Raw genomic sequence first — 24,370 nt, forward strand, 5'->3', positions numbered from 1 at the left:
TCATGGACATGGCCACGCAGCCGGTCGTCATCAAGCAGCATCTGATCGACCCGGAAATCTGCATCCGCTGCAACACGTGCGAGGCGACCTGCCCGGTCGGGGCAATCACGCACGACGAGCGCAACTACGTCGTGAAGGCCGACGTGTGCAACGCCTGCATGGCCTGCGTGCCGCCGTGCCCGACCGGCGCGATCGACAACTGGCGCACGGTGCCCCGCGCCCGGGCGTACAGCGTCGAGGAGCAACTCGGCTGGGACGAGCTGCCCCCCGAGCTCACGCCCGACCAGTGGGGCGCCGAGGGGTTCGAGCCGGTCGAGCTGGAGCCGGTGGTCCACACGCCGGACACGACCGCGCCGCAGGCGGGCGAGGAGACCGAGTTCACCGCCGCGACCTACGGCTCGACCGTGCCACCCTGGTCGGCCGCGCACGCCTACACCAACCTGTACGGCGCCAAGAACCCGACCACGGCGACCGTGGTCGGCAATGTGCGGGTCAACGAGGAAGGTACCGCCAACGAAACGCACCACATCGTGCTGGATTTCGGCGCGATGCCGTTCCCGGTGCTCGAGGGCCAGTCCATCGGCATCCTGCCGCCGGGTGTGGACGCGCAGGGCCGGCCGCACCATGCGCGGCAGTACTCGATCGCCAGCCCCCGCAACGGCGAGCGCCCGGGCTACAACAACGTGTCGCTCACGGTCAAGCGCGTCACGCAGGACCACCAGGGCCGCCCGGTGCGCGGCGTGTGCTCCAACTACCTGTGCGACCTGAAGGTGGGCGAGACGGTGCAGGTGATCGGCCCGTTCGGCACCAGCTTCCTGATGCCCAACCACCCGCGCTCGAACATCGTGATGATCTGCACCGGCACGGGCAGCGCGCCGATGCGCGCGATGACCGAATGGAGGCGCCGGCTGCGCAAGAGCGGCAAGTTCGAAGGCGGCAAGCTGATGCTCTTCTTCGGGGCGCGCACCAAGGAGGAGCTGCCCTACTTCGGGCCCCTGATGAGCCTGCCCAAGGACTTCATCGACATCAACCTCGCGTTCTCGCGCACGCCGGGGGCGCCCAAGCGCTACGTGCAAGACCTCATGCGCGAGCGCGCGCCCGACCTGGGCGAGCTGCTCAAAGACCCGAACACCTACATCTACGTGTGCGGACTCAAGAGCATGGAGACGGGGGTGCTGCTGGCGCTGCGCGACGTGGCCCACGCGAGCGGACTGCCGTGGGACCTCCTGGCCGGCGCGCTCAAGCGCGAGGGCCGACTCCACCTCGAGACGTACTGAGCGCCGCCGCGGGGCCGTCCGGAAGCGGGCCCGTCGCCCTGAGGGCCGGCGCCTGGCCGACGTATGCTTGCAGCCTTCGACCCGAGTGATCCCATGAAGACCCTGACCCTCACCCGAGACGCCCGCGGCGTCGCCCATGTGCAGATGAACCGGCCGCAGGTGTACAACGCCTTCGACGAGACGATGATCGCCGACCTGGACGGCGCCTTCGAGGAGCTGGCGGGCCGCCCGGACGTGCGTGTGGTCGTGCTGTCGGGCGCCGGCAAAGCCTTCAGCGCGGGGGCCGACCTGCAGTGGATGAAGCGGGCCAGCGAGGCCACGCGCGAATGGAACCTGGAGGACGCGCGCCGCTTCGCGGGCATGCTGCGGTGCATCCACGAATGCCCCAAGCCCACGGTGGCGCGGGTGCACGGCTTGGCGCTGGGCGGCGGCGTGGGCCTGGCGTGCGCCTGCGACATCGCGGTGGCGGCCGAAGGCACGCAGTTCGCCGTGAGCGAGGCGCGCTTCGGCATCCTGCCCGCGGTGATCGGGCCCTACCTGGTCAATGCGGTGGGCAAGCGGCAGGCGCAGCGGCTGGCGCTCACCGCCGCGCGCATCGGCGCCGAGGAGGCGCAACGCCTCGGGCTGGTCCAGCAGGTGGTGCCCGCGGCGGGCCTGGACGAAGCGATCGACGCCATCGTGGACGAACTGCTCGCCAGCGGCCCGCAGGCCCAGGTGGAGATCAAGCGCCTGTTCGCGCAGCTGGAGGTCGGCCCGGTCACCGAGGCGGTGCGCGAACTCACCGCGCAGACGATCAGCCGCGTGCGCGGCACCGACGAAGCGCGCGAAGGGTTCGCGGCCTTCCTGGCGAAGCGGCCTGCGGCGTGGATCCCGCCGGCCGGGCACGGCCCCCGCGGCACCGCGGACGGCGGCTGAGGGCGGCCATGAAGTTCGCCGAGTTCGAGATCGGGCGGGTCATCGAAGCGGGCCCGGTCACGGTGAGCGAGGCCGAGATCCTCGAGTTCGCGCGCCGCTACGACCCGCAGTGGTTCCACACCGAGCCCGAGGAGGCGGCCACGCGCAGCCGGTTCGGCGCGCTGATCGCCAGCGGCTGGCACACCTGCGGCATCGCGATGCGCCTGGTGGTGCAGGCGGCGCTCAACGGCTCGGAGTCGTTCGCCTCGCCCGGGCTGGACTACGTCCGCTGGCCGCACCCGGTGCGCCCGGGCGACAGCCTGCGCCTGCGCGCGACGGTCGTCGACCGGCGCCGCTCGCGCTCGCAGCCCACACTCGGTATCCTCAACTGGCGCTGGCAGCTCTTCAACCAGCACGGCATCGAGGTGCTGGACCTGAAGGCCACCAGCCTGTTCGAACTGCCCGAGGCCGACGGCCCGGCCGCCGCCACTGCGCCATGACGCCTGCCGCCAAGGTCATCCCCATCGAGCCGCACGGGCCCAGCCGCGAGCGGCGCCGCGAACGCCCGCGCGGCCGCCCGGTGCTGCCGCAGGCGGTGACCGAGGTGCAGAGCGCGCTGGGCGCACTGCCGTTGCGACGCGATCTGCTGATCGAACACCTGCACGCCTTGCAGGACCGCTACCGCCAGCTCACGACCGCGCACCTGGCCGCGCTGGCGCAGCTGTTGCGTCTGTCGCAGGCCGAGGTGTTCGAGGTCGCGACCTTCTATCACCACTTCGATGTCGTGCGCGAGGACGCCGAGGGCCGCTACCCCGCGCCGCCACGGCTGACCGTGCGGGTGTGCGAGAGCCTCGCTTGCGAGCTGGCGGGCGCCAAGGAGCTGCTGGCGCGCCTGCCGGCCGTGCTGGGCGCCGAGGTGCGCGTGATCGGCGCGCCGTGCGTCGGGCGCTGCGCGCAGGCGCCGGTGGCGGTGGTGCACCAGCGCCCGGTGCCCCACGCCAGCGTCGATGCGGTGGAGCAGGCCGTGGCCGCCGGCGCCTGGCAGGACGAGGTGCCGGCCCATGCGATCGGGTATGCGAGCTACCGCGCCGCGGGCGGCTATCGGCTCTTGCAGGAATGCGCGGCCGGCCGGCGGGATGCCGAATCGGTGATCCGCGCGCTCGAAGACGCCGGCTTGCGCGGCCTGGGCGGCGCTGGGTTCCCGGCCGGGCGCAAGTGGCGCCTGGTGCGCGCGCAGCCGGCGCCGCGCCTGCTGGCCGTCAACCTCGACGAGGGCGAGCCCGGCACCTTCAAGGACCGCCACTACCTGGAGCGCGACCCGCACCGCTTTCTCGAGGGCATGCTGATCGCCGCCTGGGCGGTGGGCATCGAGGCGGTCTACCTCTACCTGCGCGACGAGTACGCCGGCTGCCGCGCGTTGCTGGAGCGGGAGCTCGCGGCGCTGCGTGCCGACCCGCCCGTGCCGCTGCCGCCCATCGAGTTGCGGCGCGGCGCGGGCGCCTACATCTGCGGCGAGGAGTCCGCGATGATCGAGTCGATCGAGGGCAAGCGCGGCATGCCCCGCTTGCGCCCGCCCTATGTCGCGCAGGTGGGCCTGTTCGGGCGCCCGACGCTGGAGCACAACTTCGAGACGCTGTACTGGGTGCGCGATCTGGTCGAGCGCGGGCCCGCATGGTTCACGCGCGAAGGCCGCCATGGCCGCCAGGGGCTGCGCTCGTTCTCCGTCTCGGGGCGGGTGAGGCACCCGGGCGTCAAATGGGCGCCGGCCGGCATCACGCTGCGCGAGTTGGTGGACGAATACTGCGGCGGCATGGCCGAGGGCCACGAGCTCTACGCCTTCTTGCCCGGGGGCGCCTCGGGCGGCATCTTGCCCGCGCGGTTCGCGGACGTGCCGCTGGACTTCGACACGCTGCAGCCCTATGGTTGTTTCATCGGCTCGGCGGCCGTCATCGTGCTCTCGCAGCACGACCGGGCGGTCGATGCGGCGCGCAACCTGATGCGCTTCTTCGAGAGCGAGTCCTGCGGGCAGTGCACGCCCTGCCGCGTGGGCACGGCCAAGGCGCGGGCCCTGATCCAGCAGTCGCAGTGGGACACCGCGCTGCTGGAGGAGCTCTCCCAGGCGATGCGCGATGCGTCGATCTGCGGGCTGGGGCAGGCGGCGCCGAACCCGATCGACTGCGTGATCCGGTACTTCCCCCACGAACTGGGTCACCCCCCGAGCGCCTGCGGCGGGATGGAAGGATCTTGAGATGAGCGCAGCACTTGAGCCGCGACGTCCGCACGCCGAGGACGAGCCCCTGCTCGAGTTCACGCTGGACGGCCGCACGGTGCAGGCCCGCCCGGGCGAGACGATCTGGGCTGCCGCGCGGCGCGCCGGGGTCGAGATCCCGCACCTGTGCCACAAGGAAGGCCTGGAGCCGGTGGGCAATTGCCGCGCCTGCATGGTGGAGGTCGAGGGCGAGCGGGTGCTCGCCGCCTCGTGCTGCCGCGTCGCGACGCCCGGCATGCAGGTGCACAGCGCGAGCGAGCGGGCCCGGCACGCCCAGAAGATGGTGCTGGAGCTGCTGCTGGCCGACATGCCCGAGACGGCCTACACACGCGACAACGAGCTCGACCAGTGGGCGCGCAGGCTCGGCGTGGGGCGGCCGCGCTTCGCATCGCGGCCCCAACCCGCGCCCGACACCAGCCACCCTGCGATCGCCGTGCACCTGGACGCGTGCATCCAGTGCACGCGCTGCGTGCGCGCCTGCCGCGACGAGCAGGTCAACGACGTGATCGGCCTGGCCTTCCGGGGCCCGGCAGAAAAGATCGTCTTCGACCAGGACGACCCGATGGGCGCCTCGACTTGCGTGGCCTGCGGGGAGTGCGTGCAAGCCTGCCCGACCGGCGCGCTGTCTTCGGCGGGCGGCCCGGCCTTGCAGGTGCCGGACAAGACGGTGGACTCGGTGTGCCCCTACTGCGGAGTGGGCTGCCAGCTCACCTACCACGTCAAGGACAACACGCTCATCGCCGTGAGCGGCCGCGACGGGCCCGCGAACCACGGGCGGCTGTGCGTGAAGGGCCGCTACGGGTTCGACTATGTGCGCCACCCCCAGCGCCTGACCGTGCCCCTGGTGCGGCGTGAAGGAGTGCCCAAGCGCGCGGACGAGACGCTCGACCCGGCCCGCTGGCAGGAGGTGTTTCGAGAGGCGACCTGGGACGAGGCGCTCGACCTCGCCGCCGCCGGCTGGCTGCGCATCCGCGACCGGCACGGCCCGCGCGCGCTGGCCGGCTTCGGCTCGGCCAAGGGCAGCAACGAGGAGGCGTACCTCTTCCAGAAACTGGTGCGCACCGGCTTTCGCAGCCACAACGTCGACCATTGCACCCGTCTGTGCCACGCCTCCTCGGTGGCGGCACTGCTGGAGGGCATCGGCTCGGCCGCCGTCTCGAACCCGGTGATGGACGTGATGCAGGCCGAGCTGGTGATCGTGATCGGCGCGAACCCGAGCGTGAACCACCCGGTGGCCGCGACCTGGATCAAGAACGCGGTGCGGGAAGGCACCCGGCTCGTGCTGTGCGACCCTCGCCACTCGGAACTCGCCCGCCACGCCTGGCGGCACCTCGCGTTCAAGCCCGACACCGACGTCGCGCTGCTCAACGCCCTGCTGCACGTCATCGTCACCGAGGGCCTGGTGGACGAGGCCTTCATCGCCGGGCGCACCGAGGGGTTCGAGGCGCTGCGCGAGCACGTGCAGGGCTACAGCCCGGAGGCCATGGCGCCCCTCTGCGGCATCGAGGCCGGCGTCATCCGCGAGGTGGGGCGCGCCTATGCCACCTCGCGGGCTTCGATGATCCTGTGGGGCATGGGCGTGAGCCAGCACGTGCACGGCACCGACAACGCCCGCTGCCTGATCGCGCTGGCGCTGGCCACCGGACAGATCGGCCGGCCGGGCACCGGCCTGCACCCGTTGCGCGGCCAGAACAACGTGCAAGGTGCCTCGGACGCGGGCCTGATCCCGATGATGCTGCCCGACTACCAGCGCGTCACCGACCCCGGGGCGCGCGCCAAGTTCGAGCGGCTGTGGGGCGTGCCGCTGGACGACCGCCCGGGCCTCACGGTGGTGGAGGTGATGAACGCCGCGCTCGCGGGCGAGATCCGCGGCATGTACATCATGGGCGAGAACCCGGCGATGTCGGACCCCGACGTCAATCATGCCCGCCAGGCGCTGGCCGCACTGGACCACCTGGTGGTGCAGGACATCTTCCTCACCGAGACGGCCGCACTGGCCGACGTGGTGCTGCCGGCCAGCGCCTTCCCCGAAAAGACCGGCACCTTCACGAACACCGACCGCACGGTGCAACTCGGCCGGCAGGCGCTGGAGCCGCCGGGCCAGGCCCGGCAGGACCTGTGGATCATCCAGGCCCTCGCGCAGCGGCTGGGACTGCCGTGGCGGTACACGGACGTGAGCGAGGTCTTCGACGAGATGCGGCACTCGATGCCCAGCATCGCCGGCATCACCTGGGAGCGGTTGCAGCGCGAGCACGCCGTCGCGTACCCCTGCACGCAGGAAGGCGCTCCGGGTCAGCCTGTGGTCTTCACCGAGCGCTTCCCGACACCCAGCGGCCGCGGCCGCTTCGTGCCGGCCGACATCGTGCCCGCCGCCGAACGGCCCGACGCCGACTACCCGTGGGTGCTCATCACCGGCCGCCAGCTCGAACACTGGCACACCGGCAGCATGACACGCCGCAGCCGGGTGCTCGACGCGATCGAACCCGATCCGGTCGCGCTCATCCACCCGTTGGACCTGGAAGCGCTCGGCGCGCGCCCGGGCGAAGTGATCACATTGCAGTCGCGCCGCGGCGAAGTCTCTCTTTATGCCCGCGCCGACGAGAGCATCCCGCGAGGCGCGGTCTTCGTGGCCTTCTGCTATTACGAGGCCGCCGCCAACCGACTGACGAACCCGGCCCTGGACCCGGTGGCGAAGATCCCCGAGCTCAAGTACTGCGCCGTGCGCGTGCGGGTCGGCGGCACGCCACCGCAGCCGTCGCGCTACCGGGAGCCGGAAGCGGCTCAGCCCTGGCCCGCGGGGATGTGAGATCCCGTTGCATGCCGGGCCCGCCCGAACCCCCAGGTGAGGGTGGCACCGTCGAGCCCGGTGTGCATACTGCCCTGACGAGGCGGATTCCCCCGGACCGAGAAGCGACCGGTCCTCCGTGCTGTGGGAGCCCCGGCGCGGTCGCTTCCTTCCTGCGGCTGCCAGCAGCTGCGGGGTGCACGCTCCGACAGCCCTGCGCCCGCTGCCATCGATGGGCCGCCTCCAGTCCAGCCTTCGGGGAGACGACATGCACGAGGCGGTCGACCGGCAGACGTATCCACGGGACGTGCAGTGGTCCCGCGGTGCGGCGGACCCAGCCGCCGCGTCGGTGACCGCACGTGTGCCGATTGGTGTCTTTCGCACCGTCTTTCCGGCTCCTTCCGAGACCTTCATCCAGGATCAGGTCGCATCGCTGCGGCGCTTCGAGCCCCACATGGTGGTGCGCGAACATCTGGCCCCCGGGGGCGGGCGCGTCCACGCGCCTTCGGCCGCATGGAAGCGGCGGCTTTGGACGTTGACGCGCTGGCCGGGCGCCTTCCCGCTGCGCGAGCTGCGCGGTCTGCGTCTGCTGCACGCGCATTTCGGGCTCGACGCCGTGATGGCCCTCCCGCTCTCGCGCCGTCTCGGCATCCCGCTCGTCACGACCTTCCACGGCAGCGACGTGACGACCGACCGCACGCGCTTCGCGCGCAGCCGCAAGCCCACGCAGCGATGGTTCGCCGCGCGCGAGAGCGAACTGATCCGGGAAGGAGCAGCTTTCGTCGCCGTGTCTCGATTCGTCGAGCAGAAGCTGCTGGCATGCGGCTACCCACCCGACAAGGTACGCCAGATCTACATCGGCATCGACCTCGAACGCTTCGTCCCTGCGCCCCGCCGCGACGGTCCGCGCTATGTGCTGTGCGTGGCGCGGCACACCTTCAAGAAGGGGCTAGACACCCTCATCAGAGCTTGGGCGCGGATTGCCGCGCGGCATCCCGACGTGGAACTGTGGCAGGTCGGCGAAGGCGGGCTCACCCCGCTCTACGTGCGCCTGGCGCAGGAGCTGGGCGTGGGCGAGCGCATGCGCTTCCTCGGCGTGCGCAGCCACGACGAGGTGCTGCGGCTGATGCAGCAGGCGGAAGCGTTCGTGCTGCCCAGCCAGACCGCGGAGGACGGCGACAGCGAGGCGCTGGGCATCGTGTTCAACGAGGCGTCGGCCTGCTGTGTTCCCGTCGTCTCGACGTGGCACGGCGGCATCCCCGAGGCGGTGCTGCACGGCGAGACGGGGCTCTTGTGCCAGGAACGCGACGACACGGCCCTGGCCGAGCACATCGACCTCTTGCTGCGCGACCGCGCGCTGGCCCTGCGCCTCGGGCGCCGCGGGCGCGAGTACGTGTGCGAGATGTTCGACATCCGCAAGCAGACTCCCAAGCTCGAGGCTTTGTACGATGAAGTGATGACGCGGGGGGCTCCGGCAGCCAGGACGGCTGGGCGCGAACACGAGTCGCTTGCCGCGACCGGATCGAGCCGCCCTGCCTCGGCCGCCTCACCTGCGGGCGATCGCTCCTCGGAAAGCCTGTGATGACAGATTTGTAATCCCGGCGTCGGTGCACCGTCGGCCAAGCGCCTGCGGGGTTTGATCCGCATCAACCGGCAGGGGGGCGGCGCCCCTAACATCCCCGCAAACACCCGACCCCGTGATGAACCTCCTGCGACGCAACATCCCACGGCTGGCAGCCCTCGTGCTGCTGCTGTGGCTGTTCGTTGCTGGAGTGGCATTCGCGCAAGCGTGCGCGACCACGGTCCATCCGTGCTTGGACGCGTGTGGCAACGAATTGAGCGCGGCGCCCGCGCCTCACGAGCCGCGTCAAGACGCGCCGCCTTCGAGCACCACCCCGTGGACGCCGGCCCCGCAGTCCGTGCAAGCACAGCCCCACGCCGTTGCGCTGGCACGGCCTGCGGCGTGGCGCCGCGCGAACGAACCGGCGCCGCCTGAACGCATACCGATCCTGTTCCTGAGGCTCGCGCTCTAGCCTGCGGCCCCTTCCGCACAGGCGCGCTGCCCCCCGCGGGCAGTCTTCGCGGCGCCCCCGCCGCACCCGCATTCCGGAACCCGATCGACATGGCCCGCCATTGGTCCCTTGCAGGGGTACGTACTGGCGCCGGTGTCGCCCTGTTGGCGTTGCCCCTGTGGGCAGCCGCGCAGCAGGCCGCACTGGGCAGCGACCTCGCATCTCTTCTCGACTACGCCCGCCAGAACAACCCCGAGCTCGCCTCGATGCAGCACGAAGCCGCTGCCGCGGCACAGCGCGTGCAGCCGGCCGCAGCCTTGCCCGACCCGGTGCTGCGCGTCGAGCTCGAGAACTTCAACAACTACGGCAACAGCGCCGGCCCCAGCTTGCTGCCGTCGAAGGTGGCCCAGACGAAGTACACGTTGATGCAGCAGTTCCCCGCCTGGGGCAAGCGCGAGCTGCGCCGCCAGGCCGCGGAAGCGGAGGCCCGGCAGGCCCAGGCGCGGGCCGCGGTCCTCTGGGCGGAGCAGGCCGCGCGCATCCGCGTGGCCTATGCGCAGTACTTCCTGGCCAGCCGCAACGAACGCATCACCCGCGAACTCCTGGACCTCGTCACCCGCATGGAGCAGGTGGCCCAGACCCGCTATGCCGGCGGCCTGGCGGCGCAGCAGGACGTGCTTCGCGCCCAGCTGGAGCAAACCGCCATGCGCTCGGAGCTGATCGCGGCGGCCAACGACAAGCGCCAGTTGCAGGCGCGGCTGAACGCGCTGCTCGGGCGCGGCCCGAGCGCGCCGCTGGCGGAACCGCAAGACCTGCCGGCCCTGCCCGCCACGGCAGCATTGCCCGCAACCGAACTGTTGGCTCGCGTGCGCGAGGCCAACCCCCTGGTGCGGGCGGAGGCAGCCCGGCTCGAGGCCGCGCAATCGAACCGCGACCTCACGTGGCGCAACCGCTATCCCGACTTCAACATCGGGATCACTCCCACGCAGATGAGGTCGCGCGTGACGGAGTGGATGCTGATGGTGGAGTTCAACATCCCGCTCCAGCAAGCCAGCCGTCGGTCGCAGGAGCGCGAGGCCGCGGCCATGGTCGAAGCGGCGCGTGCACGCGCCGAGGCCGCTGCCACCCAGGCCGCCGCCGAGCTCGAAGAGCAGCTGTCGGCGCTGGAGGCGGCGCGCCACGCCGAAGAGCTGATCCGAACGCGCCAACTGCCGCAGGCCGAGTTGAGCCTGCAATCCGCGCTGGCCGGTTACGAGACGGGCAAGGTGGACTTCACCAGCCTGCTGGAAGCACAACGCCAGACCCGCAGGGCCCGCCTGGACCTGCTCAAAACACAGGTCGACGCGCAGATGCGCGCCGCGGAGATCGAACGCATCCTGGGAGACGCGCTGTGAAGAACTCGTTCGTGGCCCTGCTCACCGTGACCGTGGCCGCAGCCGGTGTCGTGGCCGGCCAATGGTGGAGCAGCCGCCAGCACTCCGCCGCCACGGCAACCCCCACCAGTGCCGAGACCGCGAAGGCCGGGCCTGCGGCGCGCAGGATCCTCTACTACCGCAACCCGATGGGGTTGCCGGACACCTCGCCCACACCCAAGAAGGATCCGATGGGGATGGACTACATCCCCGTGTACGAAGGCGAGGAGCCCGAAAGCACGAGCGGCGCGCCGCAGGTCCGTATCAGCGCCGAGAAGGTGCAGAAGATGGGTGTGCGAACGGAAGCCGCCGCCCTGCGTCCGTTGGGACGCGTCGTGCGCGCGAGCGGACGTGTGGAGCCCGACGAGCGCCGCGTCTATGCCGTGACGTCCAAGTTCGAAGGGTACGTGGAGCGCCTCCATGTGAACGCAACGGGGCAGCCGGTCGCACGCGGCCAGGCGCTGTTCGAGGTGTACAGCCCGGAGCTGGTCTCGGCCCAGCGCGAGTACGCCATCGCGGCTCAGGGGGTGCGAGCGCTGGCGGGAGCGGGGGGCGACGCCGCCGCCGGCATGCGCCAGCTGGCGGAATCGAGCCTGCTGCGCCTGCGCAACTGGGACATCCCGCCTGATCAGGTGGAAGCGCTCGCCCGCACCGGCGAAATCCGCCGCACCGTGACGTTCCGCTCGCCGGTCAGCGGCATCGTGACCGAGAAGAAAGCCGTCCAGGGCATGCGGTTCATGCCGGGCGAAACGCTGTACCAGGTGACGGACCTCGGCGCCGTCTGGGTGATCGCTGATGTCTTCGAGCAGGACATCGGCTCGCTCAAGCGCGGTGCGCGGGCCACGGTGCGCATCGATGCGTACCCGGAAAGGACCTTCAGCGGCACGGTGACTTACGTGTATCCCACGCTGAACGCGCAGACGAGGACGATCCCCGTGCGGCTCGAACTCGCCAATCCGGGGCACCTGCTCAAGCCGGCCATGTTCGCCCAGGTGGAGCTGGCCGCCGCCGACACGAGGCCGGTCCTGGCCGTGCCCGATTCGGCCGTCATCGACAGCGGAACGCGACGCATCGTCCTGGTGCAAGTCGGCGAGGGCCGCTTCGAGCCGCGGGAGGTGAAGACGGGCGCGCGCAGCGACACCCACGTCCAGGTGCTGGAGGGCGTGCGTGAGGGCGAGCAGGTCGTGGTGGCCGCGAACTTCCTGATCGACGCCGAGAGCAACCTCAAAGCCGCCGTTGGCGCGCTGGCGGCCCATGCCGGCCATGCCGCTCCCGGCCCCTCGGCGGTGCCAGCCTCGGGCCCTGCGGCCACCGGCGCTGCGGCCCATGCCGGCCATGCCGGCCATGCCGCTCCCCCGCCCGCCGCCGGCGCGCCCGCCTCGGTGGGGCACCGGGCCGAGGGCATCGTGGAGGACGTGGACGCAAAGACCGGCTCGCTGAGCCTCAACCATGGCCCCGTTCCCACCTTGCGCTGGCCGGCCATGACCATGGAGTTCAAGGTGGCCAACGAAAGCCTGCTGCGCGACTTGAAGCCTGGTACCAAGGTCAGGTTCGAGTTCGTCGAGCGCGAACCGGGCGAATGGGTCATCACGTCCGTTTCCCGGATGTAAGGAGCGGCGATGCTTGCCAAGATCATCGGCTGGTCCGGCCGCAATCCCTTCGTCGTCCTGCTCGCCACCTTGTTCGTCGTCGTCGGCGGCCTCTATGCCGTGCTGAAGACGCCGCTGGATGCGCTGCCGGACCTGTCCGACGTCCAGGTCATCGTGTACACGGAGTACCCGGGGCAGGCGCCCCAGGTCGTCGAGGACCAGGTCACCTACCCGCTGACCACCGCCATGCTGGCGGTGCCCAAGTCGAAGGTCGTGCGGGGCTTCTCGTTCTTCGGCGCCTCCTTCGTCTACGTGATCTTCGAGGACGGCACCGACATCTACTGGGCGCGCAGCCGGGTACTGGAGTACCTGAACTTCGCGGCCGGCCGCCTGCCGAAAGGCGTGAGCCCGCAGCTCGGGCCCGACGCCACGGGCGTGGGCTGGGTGTACCAGTACGTGCTGCTCGCCAAGGACCGCACGCTCGCCGAGCTGCGCAGCATCCAGGACTGGTACGTGCGCTACCAACTCACGAAGGCCCCTGGCGTGGCCGAGGTCGCCTCCCTGGGCGGGTTCGTCCAGACCTACCAGGTTACCGTGGACCCGGCCAAGCTGCGTTCCTACGGCATTCCGCTGTCGAAGGTCTCGCAGGTCATCCGCGACTCCAACCGCGACGTGGGCGGACGCGTCGTCGAAATGTCGGAAACCGAGTACATGGTGCGCGGCAGGGGCTACCTGCGCGGGCCGGCGGACCTGGAGACCCTCGCGGTCAAGAGCGACGACGGCACGCCGGTCCTCATCCGCGACATCGCGCGGGTGGAGCTCGCACCCGACGAGCGCCGGGGGCTTTCGGAGCTCAACGGCGAAGGCGAAGTGGTGTCGGGCATCGCGATGGCCCGCTATGGTCAGAATGCGCTGGAGGTGATCCACAACCTCAAGCTCAAGATCGCCGAGATCGCGTCCGGGCTTCCCGCCGGTGTTTCGATCGAGTCGGTCTACGACCGGTCCGAGCTGATCCACCGTGCCATCGACACGCTCACGCGGACGCTGATCGAGGAAAGCCTGATCGTCGCAGCGGTGTGCGTCATCTTCCTGCTGCACGTGCGCTCGGCCCTGGTCGCGATCCTGATGCTGCCGGTGGGGGTGCTCATCGCCTTCATCGCGATGCGCCTGCTCGGGATGAACTCCAACCTCATGAGTCTGGGCGGCATTGCCATCGCCATCGGGGCCATGGTGGACGCGGCGATCGTGATGATCGAGAACGCCCACAAGCACCTGGAGCGCTTGCCGGCAGGGCACACCACGGCCGAGCGGGCCGCCGCGATGCTCGACGCCTGCAAGGAGGTGGGGCCCGCGCTCTTCTTCTCGCTGCTCATCATCACCGTGTCGTTCCTGCCGGTGTTCACGCTGGAGTCGCAAGAGGGGCGGCTGTTCTCGCCGCTGGCCTACACGAAGACCTTCTCGATGGCGGGCGCCGCGCTGCTGTCGGTGACGCTCGTGCCGGTGCTGATGATGCTGTTCATCCGCGGACGCATCCTGCCGGAGGCGAAGAACCCGGTGAACCGCTTCCTGATCTGGGCCTACCGCCCGATGATCGCCGGCGTGATGCGCTGGAAGAAGACGACCATCCTCGCCTCGGTGATCGTCTTGCTGGCCACCTTGTACCCCGCGAGCCGGCTCGGCACCGAGTTCATGCCCACGCTCAACGAGGGCACCCTGCTGTACATGCCTGCATCCCTGCCGGGCATGTCGATCACCAAGGCTGCCGAGCTGCTTCAGACGCAGAACAAGATCATCAAGAGCTTCCCCGAGGTGGCTTCGGTCTACGGCAAGGCGGGCCGCGCGAACACCGCCACCGACCCTGCCCCGCTGGAGATGTTCGAGACCGTCATCAACCTCAAGCCCGAATCCGAATGGCGCGAGGGGATGACGGTGGACAAGCTCATCGCCGAGATGGACCAGGCCCTCCAGTTCCCCGGTGTATCCAACGCCTGGACCATGCCGATCAAGGCCCGCATCGACATGCTCTCCACGGGCATCCGCACGCCCATCGGCATCAAGGTGTTCGGCAAGGACCTGCTGGAGATGGAGCGGCTGGCCAAGGAGATCGAGGCCGTCGTCAAGAAGGTCCCCGGCACGACCTCGGCCTTCGCCGAGCGCATCACGGGCGGCTTCTATCTCAACATTGAACCGGACCGCGCGCAGCTTGCGCGCTACGGGCTCTCGGTCGGGGAGCTGCTGGATGTGATCTCGACCGCGCTGGGCGGCGAGATCGTCACCACGACGGTCGAAGGACGGGAGCGTTATGGCGTGACGGTGCGCTATCCGCGCGAGCTGCGGGCCAACCCTCAGTTGATCGAGCGCGAGGTGCTGGTGCCGACGATGGAGGGCCGCACGATGGTCCCGCTCGGCCAGGTCGCGAAGGTGCAGGTGGCCCGCGGGACGCCCGGCATCCGGACGGAGAACGCGTTGCTGTCGGCGTACATCTTCGTCGACATCCGCAACCGCGACATCGGCTCCTACGTGGCCGAGGCGCGCAAGGCCGTGGCCGAGCAGGTGAAGTTCCCGCCCGGCTACTACGCCACCTGGAGCGGCCAGTTCGAGTACATGGAGCGCGCCATCGACCGCATGAAGATCGTCATTCCGGTGACCCTGCTGACGATCTTCCTGCTGCTGTACCTGAACTTCCGCCGCCTGACGGAAACGCTCATCGTGATGCTGTCGGTTCCCTTCGCGCTGGTCGGCGGCGTCTGGCTGCTGTGGATGCTCGGATACAACCTCTCCGTGGCGGTGGCGGTGGGCTTCATCGCGCTGGCCGGCGTGGCCGCGGAGACGGGCGTCGTGATGCTGATCTACCTCGATCACGCCTGGGACGAGGCGCGCCGACGGTGTGAACGGGAAGGCCGACGTCCGCAGGCGGCCGACCTCTACGCCGCCATCATGGAAGGTGCCGTCGAACGCGTGCGTCCGAAGATGATGACGGTCGTCGCGATCATGGCCGGCCTCCTGCCGATCATGTGGGGCACCGGTGCAGGCTCCGAGGTCATGAGCCGCATCGCCGCCCCCATGGTGGGCGGCATGATCTCCTCGACCGTGCTCACCCTGGGCGTCATCCCGGCGATCTACGCGCTGGTGAAGGAATGGGAGCTCAGACGCGCTGCGCGCACACCGAACGCGGCTTCCGCGGCGAGGGACGCTTACGCTGCCGCCGAGTGATGTCGCTGCGGGCCTGCGCCCGGAAAGTGCAGGGTGAAGGCGCCATCGAGGCCGCCTGCCTTCGCGCTGGACAGGCAGTACAATCCCAGATGCTGCGGCTGTAGCTCAGTGGATAGAGTGTTGGCCTCCGAAGCCAAAGGTCGTGGGTTCGATCCCCGCCAGCCGCGCCACCTTGCCTTGCGCCCTGCCGCCTCCACCCCCCGAATGTTCGACTTCCTGCGCCGCCTGACCGGCCGTGAGCGCACGGTGGCGGCCAACCGGCAGTTGGGCGCCGTGCTCGCCTTCGTGGCCGGCGCCATCAACGCGGGCGGTTTCCTGGCCGTGGGCCGTTACACCTCGCACATGACCGGCATCGTCTCGGCGGCCGCCGATGACATGGTGCTCGGCCACTGGATGCTGGCACTGGCGGGCCTGGCCTTGCTCGTGGCTTTCGTGCTCGGTGCAGCCACCACCGCCTTGCTCACCAACTGGGCCCGGCGGCGGCAGATGCACAGCGAGTACGCGCTGTCGCTGCTGCTGGAGGCGGCGCTGCTCGTGGGCTTCGGCGTGCTGGGCACGCGGCTCGCGGACATGGCCGATCTGCTGGTGCCCGCCACGGTGTTGGTGCTGTGCTTCGTAATGGGCTTGCAGAACGCCGTCGTGACCAAGGTCTCACGCGCAGAGATCCGCACCACGCACATGACGGGGATCGTCACCGACCTCGGCATCGAACTGGGCCGGCTGCTCTACTGGAACCGCTCGCACGAGCGCAACGCGCTTCACTACGTCGTGGCCAACCGCGACAAGCTCAAGCTGCACCTGCTGATCCTCGGCATGTTCTTCGGCGGGGCGGTGACCGGCGCCACCGCCTTCAAGACGCTGGGTTTCCTGGCCGCGCTGCCCTTCGCGGCCGTGTTGGTGGTGATGGCCGCCATGCCGGTGGTCGACGACTTCCGCCATCGCTGGCGCCGGCCCGTGCCGCACCGCTCGTAGCGCCGCCCTCGGCCCGACGGCGCTCAGTCAGTGCTCCGGCGGCGAGGAGCGCTCGGGCTGCGCAGGGGCGATCGAGCGGTGCACGAGGATGGCGGCGGCCAGGTCCTCCAGCGCCATTCCGACGGACTTGAACACGGTGCGCTCGGCGGCCGACTGCCGCCCGCCAGCCTCGCCGCGGGCGAGATGCTGCAGCGTGACGACCGCCGTCGGGTCGAGCACGCCCCCGGCCACCGGGGCGATCAGGTCGCCGCTCTTGCGCAGCGCCTCGTCGGTGTCCACCGCCACGCGCGCGCCGGCGAAGCACGCCTCGTCGGCTTCGCGCATCTCGGGCGTGAAACTGCCGATGAGGTCGAGGTGGCTGCCGGCAGCCAGCGAGGCGCCGTGCACCAAGGGCGCCGTGGAAAGGGTCGCGCAGCTGACGATGTCGGCCCGTCGCACCGCGGCTTCCAGGTCGTCCACGGCCCGCGCCTGCAGCCCCTGGCCGCGCCACTCGTCGGCCAGCGCGCGGGCCTGCTCGGGACGTCGGGCCCAGATCTGCACCTCCTCGATCGGCCGCACGGCCCGGTACGCCCAGGGCAGTCGCCGCGCGAGCCGACCGGCGCCCACCACGAGCAGCCGGCGCGCGTCGGGCCGCGCGAGCCACGAGGCGGCGAGCGCAGAAGTGGCGACCGTGCGCCGCGCGGTGAGCTCGTCGCCGTCCATGCAGGCGAGCGGCACGCCGGTGGCGGCGTCGAACAGCAGGTAGACCGCGTGCAAGCCCGGCAGGCCCCGCGCCGCGTTGCCGGCGGCGATGTTGATGGCCTTGAGGCCGTAGTAGGGCCCGTGCCAGGCCGGCATCAGCAGGCTCGTGACGGGTTCTGCCCCGGGGGCCTGCACCACATGCACGTGGCGCGAGGGCACGGTGGCGCCGCAGGCGAACAGCTCGCGCAGGGCGGCGACGAGGCGCGGCCAGTCGAGCGCGGCGGCCACCGCCTCGGCGTCGACGACACGCATCACGCCGCCCGCCCCTCGACCACCTGCAGCAACTCCTCCGGCCCCACCGGCTTGACGAGATGGACGCCGAACCCGGCGTCGGCCACCGCGCGCCGGTCCCCCTCCTGCCCGTAGCCGGTCACGGCCACGAGCAGCGCGGCCCGCAGTTGCGGAATGCCGCGCAGCCGGCGTGCGACCTCGAAGCCGTCCATGCCGGGCAGGCCGAGGTCGAGCAGGATCACATCGGGCACGTGCCGCGCGGCGAGCTCGATCGCGTGCGCGCCGTCGTACGCCACCCAGACGGAATGGCCGCACATGCCGAGCAGCTGCGCCAGGCTGTCGGCCGCATCGCGGTTGTCGTCGACCACCAGCACGCGGCGCCCTCCCTCGGGCTCGGCGGGCAACGGTTCAGCCGCCTCGCCGGGCGCCACGGCGGCCAGTGGCAGGCGCACGGTCAGTTCGCTGCCCAGCCCGGGCCCCGGGCTGGACGCCTTCGTCTGGCCGCCGTGCAGCTTGACGATGCGGCGCACCAGCGTCAGCCCGATGCCCAGCCCGCCCTCGGCGCGATCGATCGTGCGTTCGCCCTGCACGAAGAGATCGAAGGCGGTGGCCAGCAGCGTGGGCGACATGCCGATGCCGTTGTCGATCACGCGCAGCACCGCCCAGGGCTCCCGGCCCTGCTCCTGGCCCGGCTCCTCGCGCTGCAAGACGATGCGCACGTGCCCGCCGCGCGGCGTGTACTTGGTGGCGTTGTTCAGCAGGTTCACGACCACCTGCGTGAGCCGCGTCTCGTCGCCCTCCACCGGCAGCGGCTCGGGCGGCAGGTCCACCTCCAGCCGGTGCTGATAGGCCTCGACCAGCGCGCGGCTGGCGTCCACCGCCTTGCGCACCACTTCGCGCAGGTCCAATCGCTCGCGGCGCAGTTGGATCTTGCCGCTGGTGATGCGGCTCACGTCGAGCAGGTCCTCGACCAGGCGCGACAGATGCGTGACCTGCCGCCGGATGATGTCGGCGCACCAGGAAACGTCGGACGAGCCGCGCGCGATGCGCTCCAGCACGCCGGCCGCGTTCGCGATGGGGGCGATGGGGTTGCGCAGCTCATGCGCCAGCATCGCGATGAACTCATTGATGCGGCGGCCCTCGGTCTCGAGCTCCTGCACGCGCCGCCGCTCGGAGAGGTCGCGCAGGATGGCCGCGTAGCCGCGCAGCGTACCGTCGCTGCCACGCAGGGCGCTCAGGCTCGTCTCGGCCCACACGCGGCTGCCGTCGGCGCGCAGGCGCCAGCCGGTGTCCTGCGCATGGCCCTGCGTGCGCGCCGCCCGCAGCAGCTCCTCGGCACGGGCGGCCTGGCGCTCCTCGTCCGGATACAGCTGCGCGAGCGGGTGCCCGACGATGTCCACCGCACGGAAGCCGAGCACGCGCTCGGCGCCGGCGTTCCAGTCCATCACGCGGCCGTCGGCGTCCACCGTGAAGATCGCGTGACCGTGCACGCCCTCGACCAGGCGGCGGATGTTCTCCTCGCTCTGGCGCAGGCGCTCCTCGTGCTCGCGCCGCTCCGTCAGGTCGCGGGTGACCTTCGTGAAACCGATCACCTCGCCTTGCGCGTCGCGCAGGGCGGTGATGATGACGTTGGCCCAGAAGCGGGAACCGTCCTTGCGCAGGCGCCAGCCTTCGTCCTCCAGGCGACCCTCGCGCCGGGCGATGCGCAGTTCCTCCTCGGGCCAGCCGCGGTCGAGCGCCTCTTGCGGATAGAAGCGCGAGAAGTGCTGCCCGATGATCTCGTGCGCCGCATAGCCCTTGATGCGTTGCGCGCCCTCGTTCCACGAGATCACCACGCCGTTGGGATCGAGCATGAAGATCGCGTAATCGCGCACGCCCTGAATCATCAGGCGAAACATCTCGCCATGACCGGCCTCGAGCGCACGCACGGGCGCTCGCGGCGGCTCGGACGTCGAAACGATGGCGGGCGTCGGGCTCATGCGGGCAGGGTTGAACAGCGGGGAGGCGTCCCGCGGACCAGCGCGCGAGCATAGCCGGGAAGTCGCAGGCTCGCACCTGCGCAAACCCGGGCCAGACTGGAGCGGCGCCGTGAAGCGAGGCGCGCACGGGCGAGGCGCGCACGACCACCCAGGCAGGCGGTGTGCCGGCGCCCGGCAATACGCCCGGCTGCCGGGCGGGTTTGGAGGGCCTCGATGCGAGACAGCCTGCAGGTGCGAATAATGGGACGCCTCAATTGTTTCAACTGCATACAACGACCGTCGATGCCCCATCTGTTCGATCCGTACACGCTGCGCGGGGTCACGCTGCGCAACCGCATCGCCGTCTCGCCGATGTGCCAGTACTCTGCCGTGGAAGGCCTGCCCACCGACTGGCACACGGTGCACCTGGGCGGCCTGGCCCGCGGCGGCGCCGGGCTGGTGGTGATCGAGGCCACCGCGGTCTCGCCGGACGGGCGCATCACACCGGGATGCACCGGCTTGTGGTCCGAGCGCCACGCGCAGGCGTTCGAGCCGCTGGTGCGTGTCATCGCCGCAGCAGGCGCCGTGCCCGGGCTGCAGATCGGCCATGCCGGACGCAAGGCGAGCGCCAATCGACCCTGGGAGGGCGACGATCATATGCCGGAGGGCGACCCCCGCGGCTGGCCCACGATCTCGCCCTCGGCGGTGCCGTTCGGCGGGCAGCTGGGCAAGGTCCCGCGGGCCATGTCGCACGAGGACATCGCCCGGGTGCGGGCGGACTTCGTTGCCGCCGCGCGGCGAGCGCGCGACATCGGCGTGCAGTGGCTCATGCTGCACTTCGCGCACGGCTACCTGGGGCAGAGCTTCCTGTCGGTGCACGCCAACCAGCGCGACGACGAGTACGGTGGCAGCTTCGAGAACCGCAGCCGCTTCCTGCTGGAGACGCTGGCCGCCGTGCGAGAGGTGTGGCCCGCCGACCGCGTGCTGAGCGCCCGGCTCGGGGTCCTCGAGTTCGACGGCCGCGACGAGGAGACGCTGGCCGAGTCGATCGAGCTGGCCCGGCGCTTCAAGGCGGCGGGGCTCGACTTCCTGGACGTGAGCATCGGCTTCTCGACTCCGAAGGCCAAGGTGCCCTGGGGCCCGGCGCTGCTGGCGCCGATCGCGGCGCGGGTGCGCCGCGAGTCGGGGCTGCCGGTGGCCACGAGCTGGTACATCAGCCACCCCGAGCAGGCCGACGCGATGGTGCGCGAGGAGCAGGTGGACCTGGTGATGCTGGGCCGGCCGATGCTGGAGAACCCGCATTGGCCCTACCTCGCCGCCAAGAAGCTGGGCGTCGAGCGCGCGGCCTGGACCCTGCCTGCGCCCTACGCCCACTGGCTGCAGCGCTACCGCACCTGACGCCGGGCCCCGCCGTCACGCCGCATCCACGTCGCCCGCGGCGGGCGGACGCTTGCGGCCGTCGATCATCGCCCGCACGAGGTTCTCGCCGTGCTGCAAGCTCGACCACACGACGCCCGCGACGTGCAGCAGCACCAGGCCCAGGAGGCCCGTGGCCGCGCCTTCGTGCAGTTCCTCCAGCCACTCGTCGCCGAAGAAGGCCTCGGTCGTCATGCCCCAGCCGGTGGCGGCTGTGATCGCGAGCAGGGCGAGCAAGGCGAGGATCATCCAGCCCCCGAGCGGGTTGTGCCCCACGTAGCGGGGCGCGCGCCCGGACCACGCGGCGCCGGCATAGGCCAGCGTCGTGCCCGGCCCCCGCACGAACTGCGCGAAGCGCGCATAGCGGGGGCCGATGAGGCCCCACGCCAGCCTGAGCGCGACGGCCGCGGCGATCACGTAGCCGATCGGCTCGTGCAGGGCGCCGCCGTCCTCGCTCGTGACCCAGGCGGCGGCCACACCGGCCACGAAGGTCCAGTGCAGCACCCGCACGAGCGGGTCCCAGACGCGGCGGGTGCGGCCTTCGTCCGCGCGGCTCGGCACGGTGTTCATCGCCTGCTCCTTCCGGGCGACCGCTCAGTTCTTGACGGGCTCGAGGGTCTTCGGGTGGAAGTACCGCTCGATGCGTCCGCCCTTGGCATCGGTGCCGTAGACCTCGTAGCAGCCGTCGTCGATCTTGATGCGCTTGACCTTGATGCCTTCGGCCTGGAGCTTCTTCTCCAGCGCCTCCTTGAGCTGCCATTGGTCTTTCGGGCCGGCGTCGCACTTGTCGGACGCGAAGGCCACCCCCGCGACGAGGGCGAACGTGGCGGCAGCCAGGGTCGGGACGATGCGTTTCATGTCGAACCTCCTTCGTACAGTCGAGCGTGTCGGTCGAGCACGCACAGGCAGTGTCGGCAGCGGCGATGAACCGCAACTGAACGGCCGCCGCCGATTGGTTCAGAATCGGTTCAGGAGGCCTGCGGGCGGCTGCGCCACACTCGGTCCATGCAAGTGCTGCTGCTGGAAGACGACATCGACCTCGGTCAAGCGGTGACCGAGCACCTGGAGGCGCACGGGCACGAGGTGCAGTGGGTCAAGCGCCTGGCGCAGGCCGAGGCCTGGATGCGAGAGCACCGCGCGGACGCGCTGCTGCTCGACTTGTCGCTGCCCGACGGGGACGCCTTGCCGGCGCTGGCCCGGTGGCGCGCGGCGGGCCGCCGCGAACCCGCGCTCGCCCTGACGGCCCGCGGCCAGGTGGCCGAACGCATCGCAGGCCTGCGCGCCGGCGCCGACGACTACCTCGTCAAGCCGTTCGACCTAGACGAGCTCATCGCGCGGCTGGAGGCCGTGCGGCGCCGCAGCGGGCCGGCCGCCCCGGCCCCGGGCATCGTGCTCGACGCGGCCGCGCGCACGGCGCGCGTGGGCAGCCGCGACGTCGGCTTCACCGCGATGGAATGGGCCGTGCTGGCGCGCCTGGCCCAGCACCCGGGGCGCGTCTACAGCCGGCAGGAGATCGAGTCGGCCCTCGCCGACGCGGGCCTGTCGGACGCGCAGAGCAACTCGCTGGAGGTGATCGTCAGCCGCCTGCGCAAGAAGCTCGGCGCCGGCGCCATCCACACGCTGCGGGGCCTGGGCTACCGCTTCGATCCGGCGGCCGGCGCATGAAGGCGCGCTCGCTGGAGGCGGGGCTGCGCTGGCGCCTGGTGGCGGTGCTGACGCTGCTGTGGGTGGCCGGCACCCTCGGCGCCGGTGTGGCGCTGTGGCACGAGACGGGCGAGGTGCTCGACAGCGCGCTGGCAGAGACCGCGCAACGCCTGCTGGTGTTGCCCCTGCAGGACGACGAGGCGGCGACGCCGCGCGTGGCCGAGGTGGGCGAGCACGAAGAGCGTGTCATCTATCAGGTGTTCGACGCGCGCGGTCGGCTGCGCCTGCGCTCGCACGAGGCGCCCGAGGAGCCGCTCGGCCAGGACCTGGCCGACGGCCTGCATCGCCTGGGCCCCTGGCGGGTGGCCGTCATCACCCGCGACGACGGACGCCGCCGGGCGGTGGTGGCCGAGGCGCTGGAGCACCGTGTCGAATCGGTGACCGAGAGTCTGCTCGCGCTGATGTGGCCGCTCGCGGTGCTGCTGCCCGCCGCCGTCGTGCTCGTGGGGGTCGTGATCCGGCGCGGCCTGGCGGGCGTGCGGCAGACGGGCGAGGCGCTGGACCGGCGCGCGGCACACGAGCTCGACCCGCTGCCGCTCGCCCCGGTGCCGGTGGAGATGCAGCCGTTCGTGCGTTCGGTCAATGCGCTGCTCGCGCGCGTGGGCCAGCTGCTGCAGGCCGAACAGGCCTTCGCCGCGCAGGCCGGGCACGAGTTGCGCACCCCGCTGGCCGCCGCGCGCGCGCAGGCGCAGCGCCTGCTGGCGCACACCGGCGACGAAGGCTTGCAGGAGCGCGTGCGCAGCCTGCTGCGTCAGATCGACCGCCTCACCCGCACCAGCGAGCGCCTGCTCGACCTTGCCCGCCTGCGCGGCGGTGCAGCGCTGCGCCGCAGTGCCCTCGATCTTGCCGAACTGGCCCGGCTGGTCGTCTCGGACTTCGGGGGCGAGGGCGCCGCCGTGTCGGTGCGGGTGGTCGCCCCGCCGCCCGTGCTGCAGGCCGATGCCGACCTGCTCGCCCTCGCGCTGCGCAACCTGGTGGAAAACGCGCTGCGCCACGGGCGCACGCCGGTCGTGGTGGAGGTGGCCCCCGGCCGGCTCACCGTCCTCGACGCCGGCGCGGGCGTCTCGCCCGAGGAGTGGGAGCGGCTCGCGCGGCCCTTCGAGCGCGGCGCCACCCCGGCCGGGGGCACGGGGCTCGGTCTGGCGCTGGTGGCCCAGGTGGCCCGCGCCCACGGCGCCGAGCTGCGCGCCGCGCAGGCGCCCGGCGGCGGCTTCGCCGTGACGCTCGAGTGGCCGCGGCCGCGTTGAACGCTCAGCCCTGGCCGTCGCGCTTGGTGGCGATCAGCGGGCGCACGTCGGGCGCGCGCAGCCGCGGGCGGTCGGCCTCGAGCTCGCGCAGCGGCACCACTTCGCGCATCGTCGCCAGGCACCGGCGCGTCAAGTCCTGGTAGGTGCGGGTGCCCTCCTGCTTCCAGGCCACTTCCTGGTCCGACAGCTCGCGCCGCACCTTGGCCGGCACGCCGGCCACCAACGAGCGAGGCGGGATCTTCATGCCCGCCGGCACGAAGGCGCAGGCCGCCACGATGGCCTGCGGCCCGACCTCCGCCTCGTCCATCACCACCGCATTCATGCCCACCAGCGCATCGCGCCGCACGATGCAGCTGTGCAGCACGGCGCCATGGCCGATGTGGCCGTGCTCCTCGACCACCGTGTCGTGCGCCGGAAAGCCGTGGATCACGCAGGTGTCCTGCACGTTGGCCCCCGCCTCGATGACGATGCGTCCGAAGTCGCCGCGCAGGCAGGCCGCGGGGCCGATGTAGCAGCCGGGGCCGATCAGCACGTCGCCGATCAGCACGGCCGTCGGGTGGACGTAGGCGGTGGGATGAACGACAGGGATCACGTCCTCGATGGCATAACAGGGCATGGGTCCTCCGGCGGTGCGGTTCGGGCGAGCGGGG

General features: G+C 71.3%; 18 protein-coding genes and 1 tRNA gene. 14 read left to right on the forward strand and 5 right to left on the reverse strand.

The genetic code is table 11. The features are described 5' to 3' along the window. Positions 1 to 2: 2 nt before the first annotated feature. From boxA to OMP39_RS14440, 11 genes are all read left to right on the forward strand, one after another. On the forward strand, positions 3 to 1,277 hold the full coding sequence (boxA, locus tag OMP39_RS14390; protein WP_264892490.1) for a benzoyl-CoA 2,3-epoxidase subunit BoxA: 1,275 nt from the start codon (positions 3 to 5) through the stop codon (positions 1,275 to 1,277). 93 nt (positions 1,278 to 1,370) lie between these two features. Further along, positions 1,371 to 2,192 (forward strand): enoyl-CoA hydratase-related protein, encoded by an 822-nt coding sequence (locus OMP39_RS14395; RefSeq protein WP_264892491.1) that lies wholly within the window; start codon positions 1,371 to 1,373, stop codon positions 2,190 to 2,192. A gap of 8 nt (positions 2,193 to 2,200) precedes the next feature. Then, on the forward strand, positions 2,201 to 2,671 hold the full coding sequence (locus OMP39_RS14400) for a MaoC family dehydratase (protein ID WP_264892492.1): 471 nt from the start codon (positions 2,201 to 2,203) through the stop codon (positions 2,669 to 2,671). Continuing rightward, positions 2,668 to 4,419 carry an NADH-ubiquinone oxidoreductase-F iron-sulfur binding region domain-containing protein gene (locus tag OMP39_RS14405; RefSeq protein ID WP_264892493.1) on the forward strand — a complete coding sequence of 584 codons (1,752 nt, stop codon included), beginning with the start codon at positions 2,668 to 2,670 and terminating at the stop codon, positions 4,417 to 4,419. Before OMP39_RS14400 ends, OMP39_RS14405 begins: the two co-directional genes overlap by 4 nt. A 1-nt stretch (position 4,420) precedes the next feature. Then, positions 4,421 to 7,246 (forward strand): formate dehydrogenase subunit alpha, encoded by a 2,826-nt coding sequence (gene fdhF, locus OMP39_RS14410; RefSeq protein ID WP_264892494.1) that lies wholly within the window; start codon positions 4,421 to 4,423, stop codon positions 7,244 to 7,246. Positions 7,247 to 7,493: 247 nt separating this feature from the next. Beyond that, positions 7,494 to 8,807: a glycosyltransferase gene (locus OMP39_RS14415; protein WP_264892495.1), complete on the forward strand. Its 1,314-nt coding sequence runs from the start codon at positions 7,494 to 7,496 to the stop codon at positions 8,805 to 8,807. 594 nt (positions 8,808 to 9,401) lie between these two features. Then, positions 9,402 to 10,631 carry a TolC family protein gene (locus OMP39_RS14420; protein ID WP_264892496.1) on the forward strand — a complete coding sequence of 410 codons (1,230 nt, stop codon included), beginning with the start codon at positions 9,402 to 9,404 and terminating at the stop codon, positions 10,629 to 10,631. Continuing rightward, positions 10,628 to 12,259, forward strand: a complete 1,632-nt coding sequence (locus OMP39_RS14425) for an efflux RND transporter periplasmic adaptor subunit (protein ID WP_264892497.1) — start codon at positions 10,628 to 10,630, stop codon at positions 12,257 to 12,259. Before OMP39_RS14420 ends, OMP39_RS14425 begins: the two co-directional genes overlap by 4 nt. Positions 12,260 to 12,268: 9 nt before the next feature. Then, complete coding sequence (locus OMP39_RS14430; RefSeq protein ID WP_264892498.1) at positions 12,269 to 15,451, forward strand: efflux RND transporter permease subunit; 3,183 nt, start codon at positions 12,269 to 12,271, stop codon at positions 15,449 to 15,451. A 94-nt stretch (positions 15,452 to 15,545) separates the two neighbouring features. Beyond that, positions 15,546 to 15,621, forward strand: a tRNA-Arg gene (locus OMP39_RS14435). Between the two features lie 34 nt (positions 15,622 to 15,655). Continuing rightward, a complete protein-coding gene (locus OMP39_RS14440) occupies positions 15,656 to 16,423 on the forward strand; it encodes a YoaK family protein (RefSeq protein WP_264892499.1) in 768 nt (255 codons plus the stop codon). 27 nt (positions 16,424 to 16,450) lie between these two features. Here the strand turns inward: OMP39_RS14440 and lhpI are convergent, their stop codons facing one another. Both lhpI and OMP39_RS14450 read right to left on the reverse strand, forming a co-directional pair. Continuing rightward, a complete protein-coding gene (lhpI, locus tag OMP39_RS14445) occupies positions 16,451 to 17,416 on the reverse strand; it encodes a bifunctional Delta(1)-pyrroline-2-carboxylate/Delta(1)-piperideine-2-carboxylate reductase (RefSeq protein ID WP_264892500.1) in 966 nt (321 codons plus the stop codon). Then, positions 17,416 to 19,374, reverse strand: coding sequence for a hybrid sensor histidine kinase/response regulator (locus OMP39_RS14450; RefSeq protein WP_264892501.1), 1,959 nt, complete (start codon positions 19,372 to 19,374; stop codon positions 17,416 to 17,418). Before OMP39_RS14450 ends, lhpI begins: the two co-directional genes overlap by 1 nt. Positions 19,375 to 19,656: 282 nt before the next feature. Here OMP39_RS14450 and OMP39_RS14455 point away from each other — a divergent pair, with 282 nt between their 5' ends. Continuing rightward, the gene (locus OMP39_RS14455; RefSeq protein WP_264892502.1) at positions 19,657 to 20,751 is read left to right on the forward strand and encodes an NADH:flavin oxidoreductase/NADH oxidase; all 1,095 of its coding nucleotides are present in this window, start codon (positions 19,657 to 19,659) and stop codon (positions 20,749 to 20,751) included. Positions 20,752 to 20,766: 15 nt separating this feature from the next. On the opposite strand, the gene OMP39_RS14460 is transcribed toward OMP39_RS14455, so the two are convergent. Further along, positions 20,767 to 21,339, reverse strand: a complete 573-nt coding sequence (locus OMP39_RS14460) for a cytochrome b/b6 domain-containing protein (RefSeq protein WP_264892504.1) — start codon at positions 21,337 to 21,339, stop codon at positions 20,767 to 20,769. A 24-nt stretch (positions 21,340 to 21,363) separates the two neighbouring features. Beyond that, entirely contained in the window at positions 21,364 to 21,627 is a 264-nt protein-coding gene (locus OMP39_RS14465; RefSeq protein ID WP_264892506.1) for a PepSY domain-containing protein, read from the reverse strand. A gap of 147 nt (positions 21,628 to 21,774) precedes the next feature. Here OMP39_RS14465 and OMP39_RS14470 point away from each other — a divergent pair, with 147 nt between their 5' ends. Then, a complete protein-coding gene (locus OMP39_RS14470) occupies positions 21,775 to 22,434 on the forward strand; it encodes a response regulator transcription factor (RefSeq protein ID WP_264892508.1) in 660 nt (219 codons plus the stop codon). After that, positions 22,431 to 23,720 carry an ATP-binding protein gene (locus OMP39_RS14475; RefSeq protein ID WP_264892509.1) on the forward strand — a complete coding sequence of 430 codons (1,290 nt, stop codon included), beginning with the start codon at positions 22,431 to 22,433 and terminating at the stop codon, positions 23,718 to 23,720. Before OMP39_RS14470 ends, OMP39_RS14475 begins: the two co-directional genes overlap by 4 nt. A 4-nt stretch (positions 23,721 to 23,724) precedes the next feature. Here the strand turns inward: OMP39_RS14475 and paaY are convergent, their stop codons facing one another. Beyond that, positions 23,725 to 24,336, reverse strand: coding sequence for a phenylacetic acid degradation protein PaaY (gene paaY / locus OMP39_RS14480; protein ID WP_264892511.1), 612 nt, complete (start codon positions 24,334 to 24,336; stop codon positions 23,725 to 23,727). Between the last annotated feature and the right edge of the window lie 34 nt (positions 24,337 to 24,370).

Origin of the sequence: Schlegelella aquatica, assembly GCF_026013905.1 — a bacterium.
In the GTDB taxonomy this organism is placed as follows: Bacteria; Pseudomonadota; Gammaproteobacteria; order Burkholderiales; family Burkholderiaceae_C; genus Caldimonas; species Caldimonas aquatica.

Bases quoted from the DNA above. Each gene is read 5' to 3' on its own strand.
- boxA (WP_264892490.1), top strand. From the start codon at position 3: ATGGACATGGCCACGCAGCCGGTCGTCATCAAGCAGCATCTGATCGAC.
- OMP39_RS14395 (WP_264892491.1), top strand. From the start codon at position 1,371: ATGAAGACCCTGACCCTCACCCGAGACGCCCGCGGCGTCGCCCATGTG.
- OMP39_RS14400 (WP_264892492.1), top strand. From the start codon at position 2,201: ATGAAGTTCGCCGAGTTCGAGATCGGGCGGGTCATCGAAGCGGGCCCG.
- OMP39_RS14405 (WP_264892493.1), top strand. From the start codon at position 2,668: ATGACGCCTGCCGCCAAGGTCATCCCCATCGAGCCGCACGGGCCCAGC.
- fdhF (WP_264892494.1), top strand. From the start codon at position 4,421: ATGAGCGCAGCACTTGAGCCGCGACGTCCGCACGCCGAGGACGAGCCC.
- OMP39_RS14415 (WP_264892495.1), top strand. From the start codon at position 7,494: ATGCACGAGGCGGTCGACCGGCAGACGTATCCACGGGACGTGCAGTGG.
- OMP39_RS14430 (WP_264892498.1), top strand. From the start codon at position 12,269: ATGCTTGCCAAGATCATCGGCTGGTCCGGCCGCAATCCCTTCGTCGTC.
- OMP39_RS14440 (WP_264892499.1), top strand. From the start codon at position 15,656: ATGTTCGACTTCCTGCGCCGCCTGACCGGCCGTGAGCGCACGGTGGCG.
- lhpI (WP_264892500.1), bottom strand. From the start codon at position 17,416: ATGCGTGTCGTCGACGCCGAGGCGGTGGCCGCCGCGCTCGACTGGCCG.
- OMP39_RS14450 (WP_264892501.1), bottom strand. From the start codon at position 19,374: ATGAGCCCGACGCCCGCCATCGTTTCGACGTCCGAGCCGCCGCGAGCG.
- OMP39_RS14455 (WP_264892502.1), top strand. From the start codon at position 19,657: ATGCCCCATCTGTTCGATCCGTACACGCTGCGCGGGGTCACGCTGCGC.
- OMP39_RS14460 (WP_264892504.1), bottom strand. From the start codon at position 21,339: ATGAACACCGTGCCGAGCCGCGCGGACGAAGGCCGCACCCGCCGCGTC.
- OMP39_RS14465 (WP_264892506.1), bottom strand. From the start codon at position 21,627: ATGAAACGCATCGTCCCGACCCTGGCTGCCGCCACGTTCGCCCTCGTC.
- OMP39_RS14470 (WP_264892508.1), top strand. From the start codon at position 21,775: ATGCAAGTGCTGCTGCTGGAAGACGACATCGACCTCGGTCAAGCGGTG.
- OMP39_RS14475 (WP_264892509.1), top strand. From the start codon at position 22,431: ATGAAGGCGCGCTCGCTGGAGGCGGGGCTGCGCTGGCGCCTGGTGGCG.
- paaY (WP_264892511.1), bottom strand. From the start codon at position 24,336: ATGCCCTGTTATGCCATCGAGGACGTGATCCCTGTCGTTCATCCCACC.